A 19,199-nucleotide genomic window follows, 5' to 3' on the forward strand; every position below is an offset into this window, starting at 1 on the left:
TGCTATCGTTGCAGTAGATTTTTGAGGCAGGAGCTTATTGGCAAGTGTCATGAAAGAGAGGCGATAAAGATATGGCAACAACGGCAACGGCACGTTCGGCCGCGGTTCAAGCCGGAACGATCTATGCAATTTTATATGCGATCAGCTCGGTACATTTGCTTAATGATACAATGCAGGCGGTTGTGTCGGCGCTCTTTCCGGTTTTGAAGAAATCGCTCGAGCTGTCATATGCGCAGATCGGCTGGATCGCTTTTGCTCTCAATATGACCTCCTCGGTGATGCAGCCGCTTGTCGGATATATCTCGGATAAACGGCCTGCTCCATGGATGCTGCCTGTGGGTATGGGGATGAGCCTCATCGGCATGGCCGGGCTGGCGTTTGCGCCTGGCTTCTGGCCTGTCATGCTCGCGGTCGTCTTCATCGGACTTGGCTCGGCGGTGTTTCATCCCGAGGGTTCACGGGTCGTTTACTTTGCGGCCGGCGGCAGGCGCGGACTGGCACAGTCGATCTATCAGGTTGGCGGCAATGCAGGCAGCTCGCTTGCTCCCCTCATGACGATATTCATATTCGTGCCCCTCGGACAGCCGGGCGCAATATGGGGGACGCTGCTCGCGGCTGCGGCAATAATCGTACTGCTGCGGGTCGTGCCTTGGTACCGGAACCAGCTCGCCCTGTATGGGAAGCCGGTCAAACGGGCCGCGAATACGGTTTCGAGCGCGCTCGCCAAACGCGAACGGTCAGTCGTCGTTTTTGCATTAACGATTCTGATTTTGCTGGTGTTTGCACGGTCATGGTATTTCAGCGGGATATCGACCTTCTACCAATTTTATTTGGAAAATAGCTACGGGTTATCCATTCGCGCGGCACAGGTGCCGATCTTTCTCTTTATGGCTGCCGGCGTCCTGGGAACCTTCTTCGGAGGCGTTCTGGCAGACCGCTTCGGCCGTAAGAAGATGATTATGTTTTCAGTCGGCGGGGCAGCGCCTTTCGCGCTCCTGCTTCCGCACGTGCCTCTATTCTGGGTTTATCCGATCACCGTCGTTCTCGGATTTATTCTGCTCTCCGGCTTCTCTGTGAGCGTTGTCTATGCCCAAGAGCTGATTCCCGGCAAGGTTGGAATGGCATCGGGACTCATTACCGGCCTGGCATTTGGCATGGGAGCTCTCGGAGCGGTTGTGTTAGGCAAGGCTGCCGAGATTTGGGGACTTGCCGACGTTATGATTTACTCTAGCATTCTTCCGCTGCTCGGGTTTCTATCGATTCTGCTGCCCCCGGACCGGCGCGAAGCCTCATTTTAAAATAACTAGTGACTTAATTATCAATTTTAAGTATATTTTAGGTAGCAGATTGATTTTCCTTGAAAAGGAAGCTGTCAGAATGGAGTTTACGAAATTTATAGTCTTCACGCTCGTTTCTTCAATTGAATACGCAGCGATTCTCATTTTCATATTTACATTATTCAGAATCAAGTACCGCTGGTATGCATACCATATGATCTTTGTATGCGTATCATTGTCTTACCTGTCTTTTACGATGAGAGAAGACCAGTTGGCGGCATTATCTCCGTTTGTTCAACTCGGAGTGCTTGTTATTCTAATGTGGTTGTTGTTTCAAATTCACTTGGGATACTCGGTGTTTATATCTTTTATCGGTTACTTTGCTTATGGATTGCTGCAGGGTTTTATCATGCTTTTGGCCCGCGTTTTTGTGAATAATCTGGAACCTTTTACAATGAAAATGTACTTAGTAGCTTTAATAACGAGCTCTGTGGCTATTGTGATCAGCTATTATATTAAACGGAAGAATTGGGGATATTCGTTCGTCCCCAACAGTGACGAGCTCGAGATATCGTCGATGAAAAAGAAAGAGCTGTTTACGTTATTGTTGGTGTTATTATTCTTATTGTTTGGTGTCGGCATTGTGTATTACGCGTATTATTTCACGGTAGAACATGGAAGTGCGATCAGTTTCATATCGGCAATTATTGTATTAATCGTTGAGACGTCATTATTGATCTATGCGGCAAACAAAAAAGAAAAAGTTAAGGTTGGGGCCAATGATGATTGAATCGTTCGCTGAAAGGGCTGCAATATCGTTAAAAGAGATCAACCCCGAGAAAACAACAAGCGTTGAAATAATGAAGTATGGAATCATTATGTCATTCAATGGTTTCTCGGTAGCGGGTCTCTCACTCCTTGGCGGCTGGCTGGGGGGGCATTTCACAGAAACTTTATACACACTTGTAGCATTCGGCATATTCAGATTTTTCTCCGGAGGATTTCACTTTGAATCCGCCTTGAAATGCATCATCTTCTCAACTACCCTAATGATAGCGCTTCCGTATATACCTGTTTACGGAAATTGGACTTTAATACTGACTGCAGCAAGTCTGGTATTGACTGCCATCTTGGCGCCATCGGGGATTGAGAACCAGACCAGAATTCCCGAGAAATATTTTCCGTTGTTAAAAGTGATATCGATTCTGATCGTTATCTCTAATTTTTTCCTTGTTTCCTCCTTATTGGCAAAAATTCTCTTTACACAATCTATCTTACTTGTTAAATTAAAGGGGGTGAAAAAATGAAGATAAAACAACTGTTCGTCATGGTTGTATCGGGAGCCTTGTTTCTGGTTGCTTTCAGCTCGGTCTGTGTTGCTTCCCCATGGTGGTCTCATCGGCCTACAGCTCCCGAAGGTTTATTAAAGAAGCGATAAAGGTTGTTATGTGATGGAGCATAAGCACATCCCTGTCTTAAGAAGCGATAAAAGCATATATTGGTTGAATATCGAAGATATATGCTATTCTTCTATGGATGGGAAGCGAATTGCATTTCATACAAAGACTGAAACCTTCTATCAAATTAACAACTTTGATGAATTGCTCAGGCTTTTGACTCCGGACGCAGGCTTCGAGAAGCTTGATCGTTCAGTCGTCGTTAAAATGGACAATGTCACGTATTTCGATTCCGATTACGGCGTTGTATATTTTGACAAGACGGTTGAAAAACGGTCGAAATTTGCAACGGTTGCCACGGGTTACATTCAAAAAGTAAAAAAGTTGATTGGACTTACAAAGAACGCCAGCAATAATTTATAGTCAGCCTGATAGAACGGACGATTGTGAAATCTGCAATCGTCTTTTTTGTGCGGTAAAGGTCATTTTCTTGTCCAATGGATATAAAAAAGACGATAACCAAGATCCATGATTTCCGAGGCTCCGGTTATCGCCGTGAATTTAACTATTCTATAAATACAACGGTTGTACGCATACCGGCTTGGACACCGTTATGCTCTTGCCTGTATATTCTAACATTCCTGTATTTTTATGGACCCGAAACGTCACGATATTGTTCGTGTCCCGGTTAGCGGCAATAAGGTAATTACCGGCCGGCGTGAGAGCGAAATGCCTCGGATGCGCGCCCTGAACAGAAACGTGGTCAACAAGCGTAAGCTTGCCGGATGCGGGATCAATTGAATAGATAACGATGCTGTCGTGCCCGCGATTGGAACCGTATAGAAATTTGCCGTCCCTGGAAACCGTTATCTCCGCACACGTATTTTCTCCATCGAAGCCCTCAGGGAGCGTGGAGACCGTCTCGAGGCTGGTCAATTGCCCTGAATCGGCATCGTAGGCGAAAGCCGTCACGGTCGAGTCAATTTCGTTGATGACGTAAGAGAATAAGCCGTCCGGGCGAAAAACCAGATGCCTCGGTCCCGCTCCCGGATGAGTGCTTATACTTCCGTGAGGACTGAGCTTTCCGGCGGCCGCATCGATCGTATAGGTATTAATCCGGTCCAGTCCCAAATCCTGGATGAATAGGTATTTGCCGTCCGGACTGAAGAATGACGAGTGCGGATGCGGACGGTCCTGACGCTCGGGGTTGGCGCCATGTCCTTCGTACTGCTCGGTGTCCAGAAGCTTGCCGATCCGGCCATCATCCATCAGGGTGACCAGGCCGGCCATACCGCCATGATAGCTTGCAACGATCAGGAAGCGGCTGTCCGAATCCCGTTGTATATGGCAGGTCGGCGCAGCCACGGTGTCGGCTCTGCTCAGAAAACGAAGAGTCCCTGCGGCAGGATCGATAGCGAAAGCGGCGGCTTGTCCGATTTTCTTGCCCTCTGAGTTGGCGCCTTCCGATATCGCATACAGCTTAAGATTGCGGTCATCCACATTAAGAAAGGTCGGGTTTTTAAGGCCGGCAAATTGATCCGTAAGTGTTAATTCTCCCGTGTTCTCATCGAAGGCGTAAACATGCACCCCATTTTCCTCCGGCTCCGCGTACGAGCCCGCAAATATGAACAAACGCTGTTGTTTATCAGTCACTCGGCTTCCTCCTATTAATAACGATTAATTATAATTATAGAGTTATACCGCTTCATAAACAAATTGAAGAATACAGTTAACCGGTGCTTCGGCTTTCTCCCTCTTTGCCCCTCTCAATTGCTTCAACCGCCAGCCGCCAAGCGTATAAATGCCCTCATCCCCCCTCTCGGTCACATATTTATATTTTTAAACCATTTTAAGGAGATTCAATTCACGGACCTTGAACAAACGGTGCATTGTGGCGTATTCTATAGATAGAACGAAGATTCAAATTATCATATTAATCAAGGAGTGTGCATGAAGAATGGCTAAAACGAAAGCCCGCAGAAAACTGGAAAAACGGCTGCAGCAGGGTGCTTTGGACCCAAGAATGCATCGGGGCAGCTGGAATGGCGTCAAACCCGTAACGAAGATTAAACAGGATAAAAGAAAGTACGCGTATCTGAAAAATGGCGATGATCGAATCTTTAAAGCAGCTGAGGCAGCTTAAAGTTTGGATCATCGCCATTTTTTTATTTGCCGCGGCTTACAAATTATTTACATAAATCAGGAAGCCGTTTAATAATATTCCTCTATCCTAGCAATGTATCTTATTGATAGAGGAGGAAACATTTTGAAATCTCGTTTTGCAAAAGTCGGATTGGCTTTTCTCGCTTATGCACTCTTGTTCACAACCGTATTTGGTTCTCTCTTGACACCGGTATATGCGGAAGACGGTAGAATCACGGTCGGTGCGGCGATCGCAAATAACAGCGGTACCGCAACGGTTGAGGGGTATGTAGTGGCGCATACGACAGGAACGAATGCGTACGATTTCGAAGCCCCATTCGGTAACGATTATAACCTCGCGCTGGCGGATGCTCCCGGTGAGCGGGATACAGCGCACATGCTGCCGGTTCAAATTCCCGCGTCGTTCAGGGCCGAGTATGGGCTGCAAACGAACCCTCAGCTTATCGGCAGCAAGATCCGGGTAACCGGCACGCTATCCGCGTATTACACGGTTCCGGGCATCAAGAGTCCGACAGCGTTCGAGACGGCAGCGCCATCGGATCCGAACCCGAATGAACCTGAGCTGTTGACGATTGCCGAGGCTAAAGCGCGAATCGGTCAAACCGTCATAGTGGAAGGCGTCGTTACGGCCGACAACGCCGCAATCGGCGGAGGTAAGCTGTCGACCTATATTCAGGATGCGACAGGCGGAATCAATGTGTTCCAGGTTGACCCGTTCGATCTGCATGAAGGCGACCTCGTTCGCCTTACGGGTAAGATTGCCGAATATAAAGGCTTGACGGAAATTATGCCTGCGGCAGTCAGCGGCATAGAGGTGCTTGAGTCTGGCAAGCCGCTCCCTGCTCCGGAGGCAGCTTCCATTGGAACGCTCAGCGAAGCGCTTGAAGGGCGTTTGGTTAAGCTGAAGGGCTTCATTCAGCAGGTTCCAGGGAGCCCGGCAGGCGGCGGCTACAATATCTCTCTGATCGACAGCGATTTTAAAGGTACGACGCTGCGCGTCATGGAAGGATCAATTCCGGTCTCGGATATACAGCCCGGCAAATGGTACGAAATTACCGCGATCGTCAGCCAATACGACAGCTACCAGCTTATTCCGCGCAAAGCGTCGGATCTCGTTATGCTTGATCCTCAGCCTCCGGCTCCATCCGCTGCCGGAGAGTACGATTCGGTCGTGGAGAGCGTCGTTGACGGAGACACGATTCATTTGCAAACTCCGGTGCTCGGGGTAACGAAGGTCCGTTTTCTCAATGTGGACACACCGGAGACGTATCATACCGTGCATAACGAGCTGGATCAGAACCAGCTGGATCACGGAAATGCGGCTAAGGCGCACCTCAATACGCTGCTTCGCCCAGGCGACCAGGTAACGCTGAAAGTAGGGCAAGAGGCGACCGACGATTATGGCCGCTTGCTGGCGCAGGTCATCCGCAAATCGGACGGGATGAATGTGAATCTGCAAATGGTTCGCGACGGGTTCGCCGTCACCTACTTCATATGGCCAATCAGTGACGATTTCGAGCTGTTCTCGCAAGCCGTTAAGGAAGCTAAGTCCGCAGGGCTTGGCATATGGAGTGCCTCGAACCCGCTGCTTGAGCTGCCATTTGTATTCCGCGCGAGGGAGCAGGGGAAGGGTTTGCTCCGTTATGTCGGCAATTACGCGACCAAACGTTATGTCGCACCGGAAGACTGGGGGAAAGTTCCAGTGGAGTCGCGCATCTTCTTTGCCTCCGAGCAGGAAGCCCAGGCTAACGGCTATGCCCCCGAACAACCGGGCTCTAAGGAACCGATTCATGTTCAGCTTCTTGGCGTGAACGACTTTCACGGCAAGATTGACGTGACAGGCACAGTCTCCGGCAAGCCGGGCGTCAATTACGGCCGCGCCGATTACCTCGCCGCTTATTTGCGGCAGCGGGAAGCGGGCAACCCGAACACATTGATCATCCACGCAGGCGACATGGTCGGCGCAAGCTCACCTGTATCGGCACTGCTGCAGGATGAACCGACGGTTGATATCATGGAATCGATCGGCTTCGATGTTGGCGTTCCCGGCAATCATGAATTCGACGAAGGTACGGCGGAGATGCTTCGTCTCGTCCATGGAGGACAGCATCCTAACGGAACGCCGGGCTACGATGGAATGAATTTCCCGGTGGTGCTGGCCAATGTGGAATTCAAGTCGAACGGACAGCTTGTTCTTCCGCCTTATGCGTTGAAGGAAGTAGGCGGCGTCAAAATCGGTTTTATCGGAGTCGTAACTACGGAAACGCCGTCCATCGTTATGCCTGAGGGCATCGCCGATATCCGGTTCACGGACGAGGCGGAGGCGGTGAATAAATATGTGCCCGAGCTGCAGGCGCAGGGTGTCGAAGCGATTGTCGTGCTTGCCCATGTACCGGGTGAACAGGACGGAATATCCGCCAAAGGCGATATTGCCGATCTTGCGATGAAGGTGAGCGACGCGGTTGACGTTATTTATGCAGGTCACAACCACGTAAAGGTCAATGCTGTTGTGGACAACAAGCTGATCGTTCAGTCCTGGGAATACGGCAAGGCCTTCTCCGATGTCGATTTGGACATTGATCCGGTCACGCGCGATATCATCGGCAAATCAGCCGAGATCGTGGACGTCATCCAATCCGAGATTACGCCGGACCCGGCCGTAGCGGCCATTATTCAGCATTATAAAGACGTTGTCGCTCCGAAAGTGAATGAAGTGATCGGAACAAACGACCTTGCGCTCAGCAATAGTTATCCGACCAAAGACATATTTGGCGACAATGGTCTCGGCAATCTGATCGCAGACGGCATGAGAGCTGGGATGAACAGCGATTTTGCCTTGATGAACGGCGGCGGTGTCCGGGATGACCTGGATGTAGGACCAATTACTTGGGGCGAGATGTTCAATATTCAGCCGTTTGGCAACACCCTTGTTAGAATTGAGGTCACCGGCGCACAGTTCGTCGATATCTTGAACGCGATGATCAGCCCGCAATATGGCCCGGATTCTTTTATTGCAGGAGCGAGGTACACTTGGAATACGTCGACAAACAAAGTCGAACGGCTGACGCTGGATAACGGTGAGCCGATCAATCCTGCCGCAGTCTATACGCTGACGGTGAATAACTTCATGTACAGCCAGACGACGTCTAAATATAAACTCCTCGGGCAGTATGGCCGGAACGTAACGCAAGGTCCTGAGGATATTACAGCTTCCGTTGACTACATCAAGAGCCTTACGAGTCCGGTTCATTATGCGGCAGCGGAAGGCCGAATCAGCAGCGACGTTGCAGCTCCTGTCATCAACGCTCCGGAAGAGTGGAGCATCTACACCTACGATAAGCTGCAGCTGAATATTGAGGCTGCCGATGCGGGAAGCGGACTGGGGCAGCTCACAGTTATGCTTGACGGAAAGCCTGTCAATCCGGCGACTGAGATCGCACCGCTCACGCTTGAGCCCGGCGATTACACGGTAGAGGTCAAGGCGTTCGATAAAGTAGGGAACGAGGCGACCAAGTCCATACCGCTTCACGTGATAATGGACCTCCACCATCTGGATGAGCTCGTCCTTGCCGGAATTAATGCCGGCAAAATTAGCCACGCAGGCACGATTAATGTTCTAATGAACCAGGCCCGGATTGCGCAAAAAATTGCTCTGCACAATGCCAAAGTCATCCAAATGCAGCTGATGCAAAATTTCGTGAAAGCCCAGTCCGGCAAAAAAATCGAAGCCGCCTTCGCTGAGCTGCTCATTCGAAATATCTCTTATGCCATCACACAGATGAAATGAAGGTACAGTGAATATTATGCCTCTGTCCGAAATGGACAGAGGCTTTGTTTTTCAGAAATATATTTGAAATTAAACAAACAAAATGGTATTATGTCTATTAAATTAATAAACGTGATATGGAGTTGTTTGTTTATGGATGTTTCCGAATACTTTTACAGCGCATCACTGGCTGATTTGAAGCAGGGGTTTGTTTACGATGCTGCGACCGAGAGCTATTACTGTCTCGTATGCGGAGATAAGTTTGAGGATGGAGAAGTTTACCCGTTTGAAAAACGTTATTTCGAAGCCCGCAAATATATCCGTTATCATGTGGAGCATGCTCACGGTTCCATGCTGGAGTATTTGCTGGGGCTAGACAAGAAGGCAGCCGGTCTAACCGACCTGCAGAAGCAGCTCATCAGCGCCTTCGCATTGGGCATGAGCGATACGGATATTGTGAAGCTCACAGGAGCAGGCAGCGCTTCGACGATCCGCAATCATCGTTTCGCGCTGAAGGAGAAAGCGAAGCAGGCCAAACTATTCCTTGCGATAATGGAGATGATGGACGGCGCTCTTCCGAGCGGTGCCAGATTTGTGCCGATTCACCGGATTGCGCCTCAGGTAGATGAGAGATATGCACTTACTCAGGACGAGTACAGCGCTTTGCTGTCCAAATATATGCCTCAGGGACCGGAGGGGCCGCTTACCGGATTTCCCCGCAAGGAAAAGAGAAAACTGGCGCTTCTCAGGCATATTGCGAAGAGCTTCAAGAAAGGCCGCAAATATAAGGAACGTGAGGTCAACGAGATTCTGCAGCGGTTTATGACGGATGAATATGTCACCCTCCGGCGGTATCTGATAGATTACGGTTTCTTAAACCGGGAAAGCGACGGCAGCGTCTATTGGCTTAACGTTTAGAGCTTGGCAGCATTAGAGGAGGAATGTTTCAGATGGACAGAAGAAAAGAATTGCAAAATGAATACGCGATGCAGAAGCGCGAAATGGGTGTGTTTGCAATCACGAACCGGCTCAGCGGCAAACGCTATATCGCTTACTCGTCAACGCTCGATTCCGCGGAGAAACGTGAGCGGTTCATGCTGAACTTAGGCTCGCACCGCAACTCCGCGCTGCAAGCGGACTGGAAACGCGACGGCGAAGCACAGTTTGAATTTGAAATTCTTGAGACATTGAAGCTGGGCGATGAAGTCCGCAAGGATTACAAAGATATCGGGCTTCAGAATGAGGGCGGACTGCGCAGTAGTGTGATATTATCTTATAGGGATAATCTTAAAAAAATGGAAATAAAATGGTTGGAGAAGCTTCGGCCATACGAGCCTGCAGGCTACAACAAGCCTCCGAAGCTGTAAGCATGCAGGCTGCAGCAGCCCTTGAGGGTTGAATATTTTACAATGAGGGGTGCCGGAAATGTCCACAAATACCGCAGCTGCCGCTTCCAGCGGCCATGTGCTGCGCAACCGTTTTTTTCAAACGGTGTTATTATCCAACATACTCCTGCAAATCGGAATTTGGGTACGCAACTTTGCCATTCTCTTATATGTGACCGACAAAACGGGAAATGATCCTATCGCTGTTTCTCTCATATCTGTAGCCGAATTTGCGCCGATCTTCGTTTTCTCGTTTATAGGCGGTACATTCGCCGACCGTTGGCGTCCGAAGCGGACAATGATTTGGTGCGATTTCCTGTCGGCCGTATCCGTCTTCGTTGTGCTGCTGACCATTACCTTTGCGGCGTGGGAGGCCGTATATTTGGCAACCTTCGTATCGGCGATATTATCCCAGTTCTCCCAGCCTTCTGTTATGAAGCTCTTCAAGCAGAATATTGCGCCTGAGCAGCTGCAGAGTGCGATGGCGATTTTCCAGTCACTTATTGCAGTCTTTATGGTTGTCGGGCCGTCGCTCGGCGTTATTGTTTACCAGAATTTCGATATCTTACCTTCGATCGCTGTCATGGGCGTAGCTTTTCTGTTATCTGCGCTTGTTCTCTTCCGGCTGCCTGACGATGCTCCGGTGAATCGGGATGAACAGGTCGAGAAGCACATCGTCCGTGAAATGAAAGAGGGTTTGCAGTACGTCCTGCGCAATCCGGTGCTGCGCACGCTTTGCGGCGTTTTTGCACTGGCAGGCTTGGCCGTCGGCATCGCCCAAACGCTCGGATTGTTCATTGTTACGGAGCGGCTTGGCAAGCCGAAGGAGTTTCTCCAATTCATCATGATGGTGAACGGCGCTGCAATGCTTGTAGGCGGCGCGGCATCAATGGCAATCTCGAAGAAGGTTTCTCCGCAAAAAATGCTGGCCGCCGGAATGCTTTGCAGCGCGTTATGCACAGTCGCAATCGGTTATTCGCAAAGCGTTCCATTAACGCTGGTTATGCAATTTGTGAATGGTTTATCCTTTCCGATCATCCAGATCGCCATCAGCACGATGATGCTCAGCTGGTCGGATCAAGCCTATGTAGGACGGGTGAACGGAGTGCTCAGTCCGATGTTTGTCGGCGCGATGGTGATCATGATGGCAGCAGCCGGTCCTCTGATGAAAGTGATGCCGCTTGTAACGATCTACGCCGTATCCGGTGCATTGATGTTTGCCGGCATGTTGATGGTGGTTCCGATCTTCAAGCACAAGGCGCCCGAGGCCGCGGCGCAGCAGCCGTCGCCTTCGGGAATGGGCGCCCATTAAGTGGAATGGGTAAAGAATTCATGAGTAAACGGATATGAGCAGCAAGCTCAGGCAATTGCGTCAGATGAAGAGGAGATTATCCCGAAGCCGTTATCTTTTCTCTGACGTAATTGGCGGTCCGTGATACTCGAGTTCCACTTTAATGAGAACGTACGGCAATCCGTTTTCCCAAGCTTACCTCCACATTGTGATTATACATATTGTAATCTATGTGGGAATTTATTACATGTCTATACAAAATGTATACATTCAAGCCTCGTATACCGGCATAATGCCGAGTGATACGGGGCTTTTTGATTTTTAAATAAATTTGTTCATTCTTTCCCATGACTCACCAGATTCATTATATAATCGTGGAAAATAAGTTAGGGAACCTTTTTCATGCTTATTCGTCTACTTTTGCGAGGTGAACCTTTTGCAGTTCGATTACTTGAAACATGTAACAGACGGCTTGGACCGTCATGCCGTGCTGGATGAGCTCATGCACGCTTACGGCAAAGACGTTTGGAATTTCGCCTTCTTCATGACTCATCGGAGAGAGCTGGCCGACGATATTACCCAGGATGTATTCGTCAAGGTGTTCGAACACTTATACGATTTCCGGGGGCAATCGTCTGTCAAAACATGGCTGCTGGCCATCACCCGCAACACGGCGCGCGACGTGCTGCGGTCTGCCTGGATCCGCCGTGTTACGCTGATGCCTGTAAGCCGACAAGAAACGCAGTCTCACCCTTCTGCGGAGCGCGAGACGATCGATAAGCTCATGACCGAGCAGGTGTGGGCGGTCGTCTTGAAGCTGCCGCGGAAGCTGCGGGAGGTTCTGCTGCTGAGCAGTCATCACGGCCTTGCGATGAAAGAGATAGCGGACATGCTTGGGGTATCGATCGGTACGGTAAAATCGCGGCTTCACCGTGCAAGAGCAGCGGTAAATCGCAATCTGTCCGAGGATGCGCGGATAACCGGGGAGGAAAAGTGGACATGAATGATCCGGTAAACGAATGGGAGCGCCGGCTGGCCGGAAGACCCCCGATCAAGAACGGGTTCACCTCAGACCTTGAACGCAAAGTGAGGGAACGTATTCGAATGAAACAAACAAATAGAACAGCGACGTTCCGGGCTGTCGCAGCGCTATTGAGCGTTGTGATTTTGCTCGGCTGCGGCTGGTGGTTCCGGGTTGATTTGAAGGAATTGCTTCAGCCCAAGAAGAAGGAAGACAATCTCGCTGCTATTTTTAATGACCCGTTGGCGGATAAGGAAGCAACACTAAACGTCCAACTATTGACTATTGGTGATTTTAATCAAATTAAGAAACCGTTTATCATTCGGCATCCGTCTGTCACGATTAATACATTCATGATCTCACCAGAAACAGCTTACACACCGGATAAGTTTCTTGAGGCGATCGATAAGGGGAAACCCGATCTTCTTATGCTTCCTTTGGGGATGTATATGAGGTTAGCAGCAGAAGGAAAGCTAAAGCCGCTCGACCCGCTAATCAAGAAAAATAATTTTGACTTGGGGGAGCTTCACCAACCCCTTGTTGATCTGCTTCGTTCAGCAGGCGGAGGAGAGTTATATGGTCTGACTAATCAGTTTAATTCCACCGTTCTTTACGTTAATGAGGATTTGTTTGAGAAACATAAGATACCCATACCCGAAGAAGGTGCAACTCTTGATGAAATATTAAAGACGGCCGCCCGCTTCGAAGGAACAGGCGTGTATGGGCTTACCTCTTATAGGAGGGATAATCCGTCCCAACTAGCGGCTTTAATCGGCCAATCGACTGGTATGCAAGCTGTGTCCTTGACGAGGGAAGGCGTTAAAGCTACGGTTCAAACCGACGGCTGGAAGCGGGTGTGGCAGGAAGTTGCGGACGGCAATAAAAAGGGATGGATTGGGCAATCACCACCGCTTGATTGGAGCAAGGGCAGTATTTTAATGACCGACATATTTAAATCCGATCTGTTCGCTTCAGGTAAAGCAGCCATGATTATTGAAGACAATAACTATTACGGCAGTCTTCTTGACTATGAAAAAACGACAAAAAAACAAATGAATTGGATGACATTACCTTACCGCATCGATCCGGCGGCTACGAACCAAGCGGATTATTTGAATACCATGTTTGTTTATGCCATTAATGCTCAAACATCCGACACCGAGGCGGCTTGGGAATTGCTGCGGTTTATTGCAGGTCCGGAGACAGCGTCTCGATTTGACCAAGGGCAGATGAATTCGAAAATGATATTATCCCGAGCCGGTGCGATGAAATCGGAGCCTTCAGAGAAGTGGGGAGCATTTTATAAAATGGAGGTTGACCCTCAGCAGGTCATAGCAAATATAAAAAAACAGGAAGATAAACGTTACCAGGAAGCCTATCAGCAGTTCATGCAGCTTAGCGGTGAGCATATGAAGGCGGTTATCAAAGGCTCGGAGACGGTCGATCAAGCACTGGAGAAGATACAGGCTGGACTTGATGCATCACTCCTTAAGATAAATAATGAGGAGAAGAAACAATGAGAGATTGCACAAAAATAGCATTTTTATTCATTTCTTTGGTTCTTCTGTTTGTTGTTACTGCAGGGTGTTCCCCAAATGAGGAACCATCACAAGGGGATAAGGTTCTTAGAATTGCCGTTGACTCAAAAGGGGAATATGACTATAAATACCGGGACTATGTCGAAGCGGCATTTCCCGGGCTGAAAGTTGAACTTATTGAATTAGAGGAGGACTATAAGCCGAGGTTAAGCATTCAAGAATTTATGAAAAAAATCGAAACGGAAAAGCCGGACCTAATACTCACGTCTTCTTACCGATATGTACAGCTTGCTGAAAAGGGTCTTGTGGCGGATTTGTCCGTCCGGCTTGCGGAAAGCGGTATGACAGAGGATGACTTCTATCCGGGCATGATAGAATGGGTGAAGCAGGCAAGCGGAGGAAGGCTTAGCGGCATTGCACCGTTCTTCCAGTCCAGCGTTCTCTATTATAATGAGACTTTATTCAAGAAGTATGGAATTGAACTCCCTCACGACGGAATGACGCTTGAGGAAGTGATAGAGCTGGCCAGCCGGTTTACTTCGGGCGGTGGCAGCAAGGACGGCATAGTCGGCATGCATCAACCCTTTTCCAATCTGCCCTATAATGTTCTCTCACAATTTGCCATGAGTGAAGGCATCCGGGATGTGACTTTTTCCCGCGGCAAGGTCAGCATGGATACTCCGCTCTGGCGCCATATTATTGAAACGGTAATCAATCTATACGAATCGGGAACTTTATCCACGAAGGAAGTTAAAGGGAAAATGATTAACGGGGTATTGACGTTCGATAAGGAAGCCACTGAACAAGCGAATCTGTTCGAACAGGGGAAAGCAGCCATGAGTATCGGTTATTATGGCATTTCGTATAACACAGAGAAGTTCAAAACCGGGTACGTCGAACCACCCGTCAGTTCGAAGGACCGTCTGAGCAGCAGCAACATTTATATTTTTAATATAATGGCGATCGGTGCGGAGGCGAAGAATGCGGAGACGGCTTGGGATGTGATTCGTTTCATGACCAGTGATCATATGGCAAAAATCCAATCGAAATTGAGTTCGGACACGGCAAGTTCAGGCTTTCCAACCCGGAAGTCGTACCTTAACTATGTGCAGGATCCTATAATTGGACGCCTTTTTCAGCTAAAGCCTGTTTACTCAACGGCTGAACCGGAAATTGAGACTGTTTACGATGGAAGGAAGTTCTATCTTTTGTTCGAAGAGTTGGTGAATAAGGAAATGGCCGCTGCCATCAAGGGAGAGAAATCGGTTGATGAGATAATCAAAACGATTCAGAAGGATGGTCAAGCGCTCCTTGATGCAGCGAAGAAAACAAAATAAAGGGATTACCGGGAAGCTTGCTTCCACAATATTTCATAATAAATCGCGGTGTGGTATATTGGAGGAAAGAAAAACACAAAATGCAAAAGGAGCCGGCTGCAACCGACTCCTTGCGCGAGTAGCCGCTTTTAAGAGCGGAGGCTGGAAAAAGGGTAATGATCAGGAAATAGACCGGTACCTTTGGCGAGGGCGGTCTATTTTTTCTTGAGGTAAGTAAGCAAAGCGAGAATGAACATGCCGAACATGAACATTAACGTCAACGCGTCTTGTACCTCCACAGCATCACCTCCCTTCCGGGAGACTAGCCAACCGCCCTCGCAAGCCATTCTATCGCACTTTGATTATACAGGAACGTATGTTCCTATGTCCATTGTTAGTTGGGACAACTTGGATTTCTTCAAGTTGTCCTTATTTATGTCACGCCCCGCCTTTGATCTTGGTAAAGAAGCGGCTGATAGCGTAATAAGCCGCTCCGCGAACGGCGGATTGCTCGCTCAGCTCCGCAAACAGAATGCGCAGCCGCTCGCGGTGGTAAGAGAGTGTGCGGCGGTCGACCGCTTCGCGGACGGCAGCGCCGATCCAGGCTTCCGCGCGGCTCATCCGGTTCCCGATAATGACAACGTCGGGGTTGAAAACGTTGACGATATTGGCGATTCCCGCGCCAAGGCATTCTCCGATCTGCCGGAATAACGCGATGATTCGTTGATCGCCAGCCTCTGCGGCCGCTAGCAGCGATTCCAGATCGGCAAATCCAAGCGGAGCGGCCGCTTCGAGCAGCGCGTTCTCCGAAGCGTACAGCTCCCAGCAGCCCAGATTGCCGCAGCGGCATGGCTTTCCGTTCATCTCGATAGAAAGATGACCCAGCTCGCCGGAGAACCCGGAGGCCCCTTTATACAACTCTTTACCCAAAATAATACCCGTCCCGATCCCAATGCCGACGCTCACGTAGATTTGATGTGGAATGCCGCGCCCGGCTCCGTATTTCTGCTCCCCCTGTGCGCCTGCATTTGCTTCGTTGTCGATGGTTACCGGCACGCTGAAGCGTTCCTCGATCATGGATTCCAGCGGTACCTGAGTCCAACCCAGATTGGGTGCGAACAATACATCCCCCCGGTCATTTACGATGCCCGGCACGCCGATGCCGATTCCAACCAGCCCGTAAGGACTATCCGGCATCGCCGCGATTAATGTTTCTATACATTCGGTTAATATAGGCAGAACATCCTGGGCCGCTTGGGCCTTAAGAGTGAGCTCACGGCTGGTAACGACGGTCCCTTCCAGATCCGTCAGAACTCCCCGGATGTAGTTAACGCCGAGATCAATGCCGATCGCATATCCGGAACTGCGGTTGAACAGCAGCATTACCGGCTTGCGGCCGCCGCTGGATTCGCCCGGGCCGATCTCGATAACCAGATGGCTGTCGATCAGATCCTGAACCAGACTCGACACCGTCGCTTTGTTCAGTCCGGTGAATTCGGATATTTGCGCCCGGGATAGCGGAGCCGACTTCAGCACCGACTCCAGCACAATGGCAGTATTTATTTTTTTAATCATAGTGAGATCGCCGGTCGGCCTCATAGGTTTGGTGGCTCCTGTCATGATGGTTTCGAGCTTACATATATCAATTGGACCAAGAACGTCCTATCGTTTCGTTTGTCGGAAGGCCGGCGGGTTAATCGCCAGTTCACATTGTAACATGCTTTACCTCAAAACTAGTTTACCACATTTACTTAGTTTGTTTAATGGACAAACAAACACGATGGTGAAAGTGCAAGATCAAACGCAGCAAAGCATTATGGTCCCTTTCAGATAGCGTGTGACCAACCACAATAAAATTATCCCATAATAAATAAAAGCTGCTGTTTCAGCAGCTGTTCATTTATGGGATAACTTTACAGTATCCGATATTATAAAATAGTTTCTTGTCCAATCAGCTATAGGAAATTTTATATCAATCATCGCAATAAGCAACAGCATTGAAGCTCTCCGGGCCGACCCGGGTCAGGGTCGAACCAAGATTAGCAATACCACGGATAAACGCGGTATAGACGAGTAGATTGGACGGAGGCGGAGGTACATTATAATCCGATCCCGTAACGGTAAAAACGCGCATGAGGGGCCCCGGATTGTCCCCCTCACTAAAGATTGCGTTATAAACCTGCGGATCTGTTGACCGCGTTCCACGTACAACAAATATTTCCACAACTGCATCCGATGCCGCCGAAATATTAATCGTTGCAGTCGCCGTGAATTGGACGCGAATGATTCCAACGGGGTTGATGCAGTCAAGACCTACTTGAGCGAAAAGTTCCGGATCCATTCCAAAAGTATCCGAAATCGAAGAGCTGAAACTTGCATTTTGCGAAGTTCTGGCGTCTAGTAAACGTGCCATCGACAGTTCAGTCTCCCTATGTCACTAGTTATGTTATGTAGACAGGCCAAGAGGTGCTTGGACAAATGCAGTAATGTTAATAAATCGATTGAACGAGCCCTGCTTGTCTCCCATCGGATGAAGCAGCCCGTCTTGTAAATTTTTCACCGGCACCCTCAATAACCCTTAGTTTGTTTAATAGACAAACAAAGTTATTTTATGCTATGCTTGTTGCAGGGCGCTGCAAGGAAACGTTTACATTTATGCGTCGATATCATCATTTTTACCATTCCATTCCATTCAAGGAGGCCGTTTATTAAATGACTTATTTTAAAAATGTCGGCAAAATCGCCTACGAAGGAAAAGGCTCGGACAATCCGCTTGCATTCAAGCATTATAACCCAAAAGAGACCGTACTCGGCAAAACGATGGAGGAGCATCTTCGTTTCGCTGTCGCATACTGGCATACATTTACAGGCTCCGGCTCGGATCCGTTCGGCGTTGGAACAGCTGTCCGCGCATGGGACCGCCCGGACGCAATGGATCAGGCTAAAGCCCGTGTCGAAGCGAATTTTGAATTCCTCGAGAAGATCGGCATTCCTTACTACTGCTTCCATGACCGCGATATCGCCCCTGAAGGCGAGACGCTGCAGCAAACGAACAAGAACCTTGATATTATCGTCGATATGCTGGAATCCAACATGAAGTCATCGGGCGCGAAGCTGCTGTGGAACACAGCCAATATGTTCACGAACCCGCGTTTCGTTCACGGCGCAGGCACGACGTCCAATGCGGAAGTCTATGCTTACGCCGGCGCGCAGCTGAAGAAAAGCCTTGAAATCGGCAAACGCCTCGGCGCTGAGAACTACGTGTTCTGGGGCGGCCGCGAAGGCTACGAAACGCTGCTTAACACGGATATGGCGCTTGAGCTCGACAACCTGGCACGCCTGTTCCATATGGCGATCGCTTATTCGAAGGAAATCGGATTCGGCGCTCAATTCCTAATCGAGCCGAAGCCGAAGGAGCCGTCGAAGCATCAGTATGATTTTGACGCTGCAACCACCATTGCATTCCTGCAAAAATACGACTTGAAAGAGTACTTCAAGCTGAACCTCGAAGCCAACCATGCGACGCTGGCAGGCCATACGTTTGAGCACGAAATCCGCGTTGCTGCAATCAACGGCATGCTCGGATCGCTTGATGCGAACCAAGGCGATCTGCTGCTCGGATGGGATACCGACGAATTCCCGACCGACCTGTACGCAACGACGCTGACGATGTACGAAGTGCTGAAAGCCGGCGGAATCGGCAAAGGCGGCGTCAACTTCGACGCGAAGGTGCGCCGCGGTTCGTTCGAGGACGAGGACCTCTTCCTCGCGCACATCGCTGGTATGGACAGCTATGCATGGGGACTTAAAGCGGCTGCCAAGCTGATCGAAGACAAGGTTCTTGACAACATTGTGGACAACCGCTACCGCAGCTTCCGGGACGGCATCGGCGCGGAGATCGTTTCCGGCAAAGCGACGCTGCAATCCTTGGAGCAGTACGCCCTGCAGAACAACCCGATCAAAAACGAATCCGGCCGTCAAGAGCGCATCAAATTGCTGCTCAGCGAAGTTATTTTCAGCGTATAAAAAGGAGGTCCGTTTTCAA

At 49.5% G+C, this 19,199-nt stretch carries 18 protein-coding genes; 14 read left to right on the forward strand and 4 right to left on the reverse strand.

Translation table 11 applies throughout. The annotated features are described in order from the left end of the window. The first annotated feature begins 71 nt into the window (after positions 1-71). The 5 genes from KZ483_RS06925 to KZ483_RS06945 all read left to right on the forward strand — a co-directional run bounded on the left by KZ483_RS06925 (position 72) and on the right by KZ483_RS06945 (position 3,097). Entirely contained in the window at positions 72-1,298 is a 1,227-nt protein-coding gene (locus tag KZ483_RS06925) for an MFS transporter (RefSeq protein WP_220351945.1), read from the forward strand. Positions 1,299-1,377: 79 nt separating this feature from the next. Then, a complete protein-coding gene (locus tag KZ483_RS06930; protein ID WP_220351946.1) occupies positions 1,378-2,067 on the forward strand; it encodes a hypothetical protein in 690 nt (229 codons plus the stop codon). Further along, complete coding sequence (locus KZ483_RS06935) at positions 2,057-2,584, forward strand: accessory gene regulator ArgB-like protein (RefSeq protein ID WP_220351947.1); 528 nt, start codon at positions 2,057-2,059, stop codon at positions 2,582-2,584. Before KZ483_RS06930 ends, KZ483_RS06935 begins: the two co-directional genes overlap by 11 nt. Next, positions 2,581-2,715 (forward strand): AgrD family cyclic lactone autoinducer peptide, encoded by a 135-nt coding sequence (locus KZ483_RS06940; protein ID WP_220351948.1) that lies wholly within the window; start codon positions 2,581-2,583, stop codon positions 2,713-2,715. The genes KZ483_RS06935 and KZ483_RS06940 overlap by 4 nt, the downstream gene beginning before the upstream one ends. 13 nt (positions 2,716-2,728) lie before the next feature. After that, complete coding sequence (locus KZ483_RS06945) at positions 2,729-3,097, forward strand: LytTR family transcriptional regulator DNA-binding domain-containing protein (protein WP_220351949.1); 369 nt, start codon at positions 2,729-2,731, stop codon at positions 3,095-3,097. A 147-nt stretch (positions 3,098-3,244) separates the two neighbouring features. On the opposite strand, the gene KZ483_RS06950 is transcribed toward KZ483_RS06945, so the two are convergent. Continuing rightward, complete coding sequence (locus tag KZ483_RS06950; RefSeq protein WP_220351950.1) at positions 3,245-4,327, reverse strand: lactonase family protein; 1,083 nt, start codon at positions 4,325-4,327, stop codon at positions 3,245-3,247. Between the two features lie 304 nt (positions 4,328-4,631). Between KZ483_RS06950 and KZ483_RS06955 the strand changes: the two genes are divergently transcribed. The 8 genes from KZ483_RS06955 to KZ483_RS06990 all read left to right on the forward strand — a co-directional run bounded on the left by KZ483_RS06955 (position 4,632) and on the right by KZ483_RS06990 (position 15,175). Then, positions 4,632-4,817 carry a hypothetical protein gene (locus tag KZ483_RS06955; protein WP_220351951.1) on the forward strand — a complete coding sequence of 62 codons (186 nt, stop codon included), beginning with the start codon at positions 4,632-4,634 and terminating at the stop codon, positions 4,815-4,817. A gap of 123 nt (positions 4,818-4,940) precedes the next feature. Next, entirely contained in the window at positions 4,941-8,624 is a 3,684-nt protein-coding gene (locus KZ483_RS06960; RefSeq protein ID WP_220351952.1) for a 5'-nucleotidase C-terminal domain-containing protein, read from the forward strand. A gap of 132 nt (positions 8,625-8,756) precedes the next feature. Then, entirely contained in the window at positions 8,757-9,521 is a 765-nt protein-coding gene (locus KZ483_RS06965) for a DUF2087 domain-containing protein (RefSeq protein ID WP_220351953.1), read from the forward strand. Between the two features lie 32 nt (positions 9,522-9,553). Then, positions 9,554-9,970, forward strand: coding sequence for a GIY-YIG nuclease family protein (locus KZ483_RS06970; RefSeq protein WP_220351954.1), 417 nt, complete (start codon positions 9,554-9,556; stop codon positions 9,968-9,970). 58 nt (positions 9,971-10,028) lie between these two features. Continuing rightward, positions 10,029-11,300 carry an MFS transporter gene (locus tag KZ483_RS06975; RefSeq protein ID WP_220351955.1) on the forward strand — a complete coding sequence of 424 codons (1,272 nt, stop codon included), beginning with the start codon at positions 10,029-10,031 and terminating at the stop codon, positions 11,298-11,300. A gap of 415 nt (positions 11,301-11,715) precedes the next feature. After that, positions 11,716-12,282 (forward strand): RNA polymerase sigma factor, encoded by a 567-nt coding sequence (locus tag KZ483_RS06980; protein ID WP_258881711.1) that lies wholly within the window; start codon positions 11,716-11,718, stop codon positions 12,280-12,282. Continuing rightward, entirely contained in the window at positions 12,279-13,820 is a 1,542-nt protein-coding gene (locus KZ483_RS06985) for an ABC transporter substrate-binding protein (protein WP_220351956.1), read from the forward strand. The genes KZ483_RS06980 and KZ483_RS06985 overlap by 4 nt, the downstream gene beginning before the upstream one ends. After that, the gene (locus KZ483_RS06990; protein WP_220351957.1) at positions 13,817-15,175 is read left to right on the forward strand and encodes an ABC transporter substrate-binding protein; all 1,359 of its coding nucleotides are present in this window, start codon (positions 13,817-13,819) and stop codon (positions 15,173-15,175) included. Before KZ483_RS06985 ends, KZ483_RS06990 begins: the two co-directional genes overlap by 4 nt. 194 nt (positions 15,176-15,369) lie before the next feature. On the opposite strand, the gene KZ483_RS29085 is transcribed toward KZ483_RS06990, so the two are convergent. The 3 genes from KZ483_RS29085 to KZ483_RS07005 form a co-directional block, all read right to left on the reverse strand. Next, positions 15,370-15,501 (reverse strand): putative holin-like toxin, encoded by a 132-nt coding sequence (locus KZ483_RS29085; protein ID WP_397376160.1) that lies wholly within the window; start codon positions 15,499-15,501, stop codon positions 15,370-15,372. Between the two features lie 91 nt (positions 15,502-15,592). Next, positions 15,593-16,729 (reverse strand): ROK family protein, encoded by a 1,137-nt coding sequence (locus tag KZ483_RS07000; RefSeq protein ID WP_258881570.1) that lies wholly within the window; start codon positions 16,727-16,729, stop codon positions 15,593-15,595. A gap of 397 nt (positions 16,730-17,126) precedes the next feature. After that, the gene (locus tag KZ483_RS07005; protein ID WP_220351959.1) at positions 17,127-17,567 is read right to left on the reverse strand and encodes a hypothetical protein; all 441 of its coding nucleotides are present in this window, start codon (positions 17,565-17,567) and stop codon (positions 17,127-17,129) included. Positions 17,568-17,866: 299 nt separating this feature from the next. Here KZ483_RS07005 and xylA point away from each other — a divergent pair, with 299 nt between their 5' ends. Then, positions 17,867-19,180 carry a xylose isomerase gene (xylA, locus tag KZ483_RS07010; protein ID WP_220351960.1) on the forward strand — a complete coding sequence of 438 codons (1,314 nt, stop codon included), beginning with the start codon at positions 17,867-17,869 and terminating at the stop codon, positions 19,178-19,180. The last annotated feature ends 19 nt before the right edge of the window (positions 19,181-19,199 follow it).

The sequence above is a fragment of the Paenibacillus sp. sptzw28 genome (assembly GCF_019550795.1).
GTDB lineage: Bacteria > Bacillota > Bacilli > Paenibacillales > Paenibacillaceae > Paenibacillus_Z.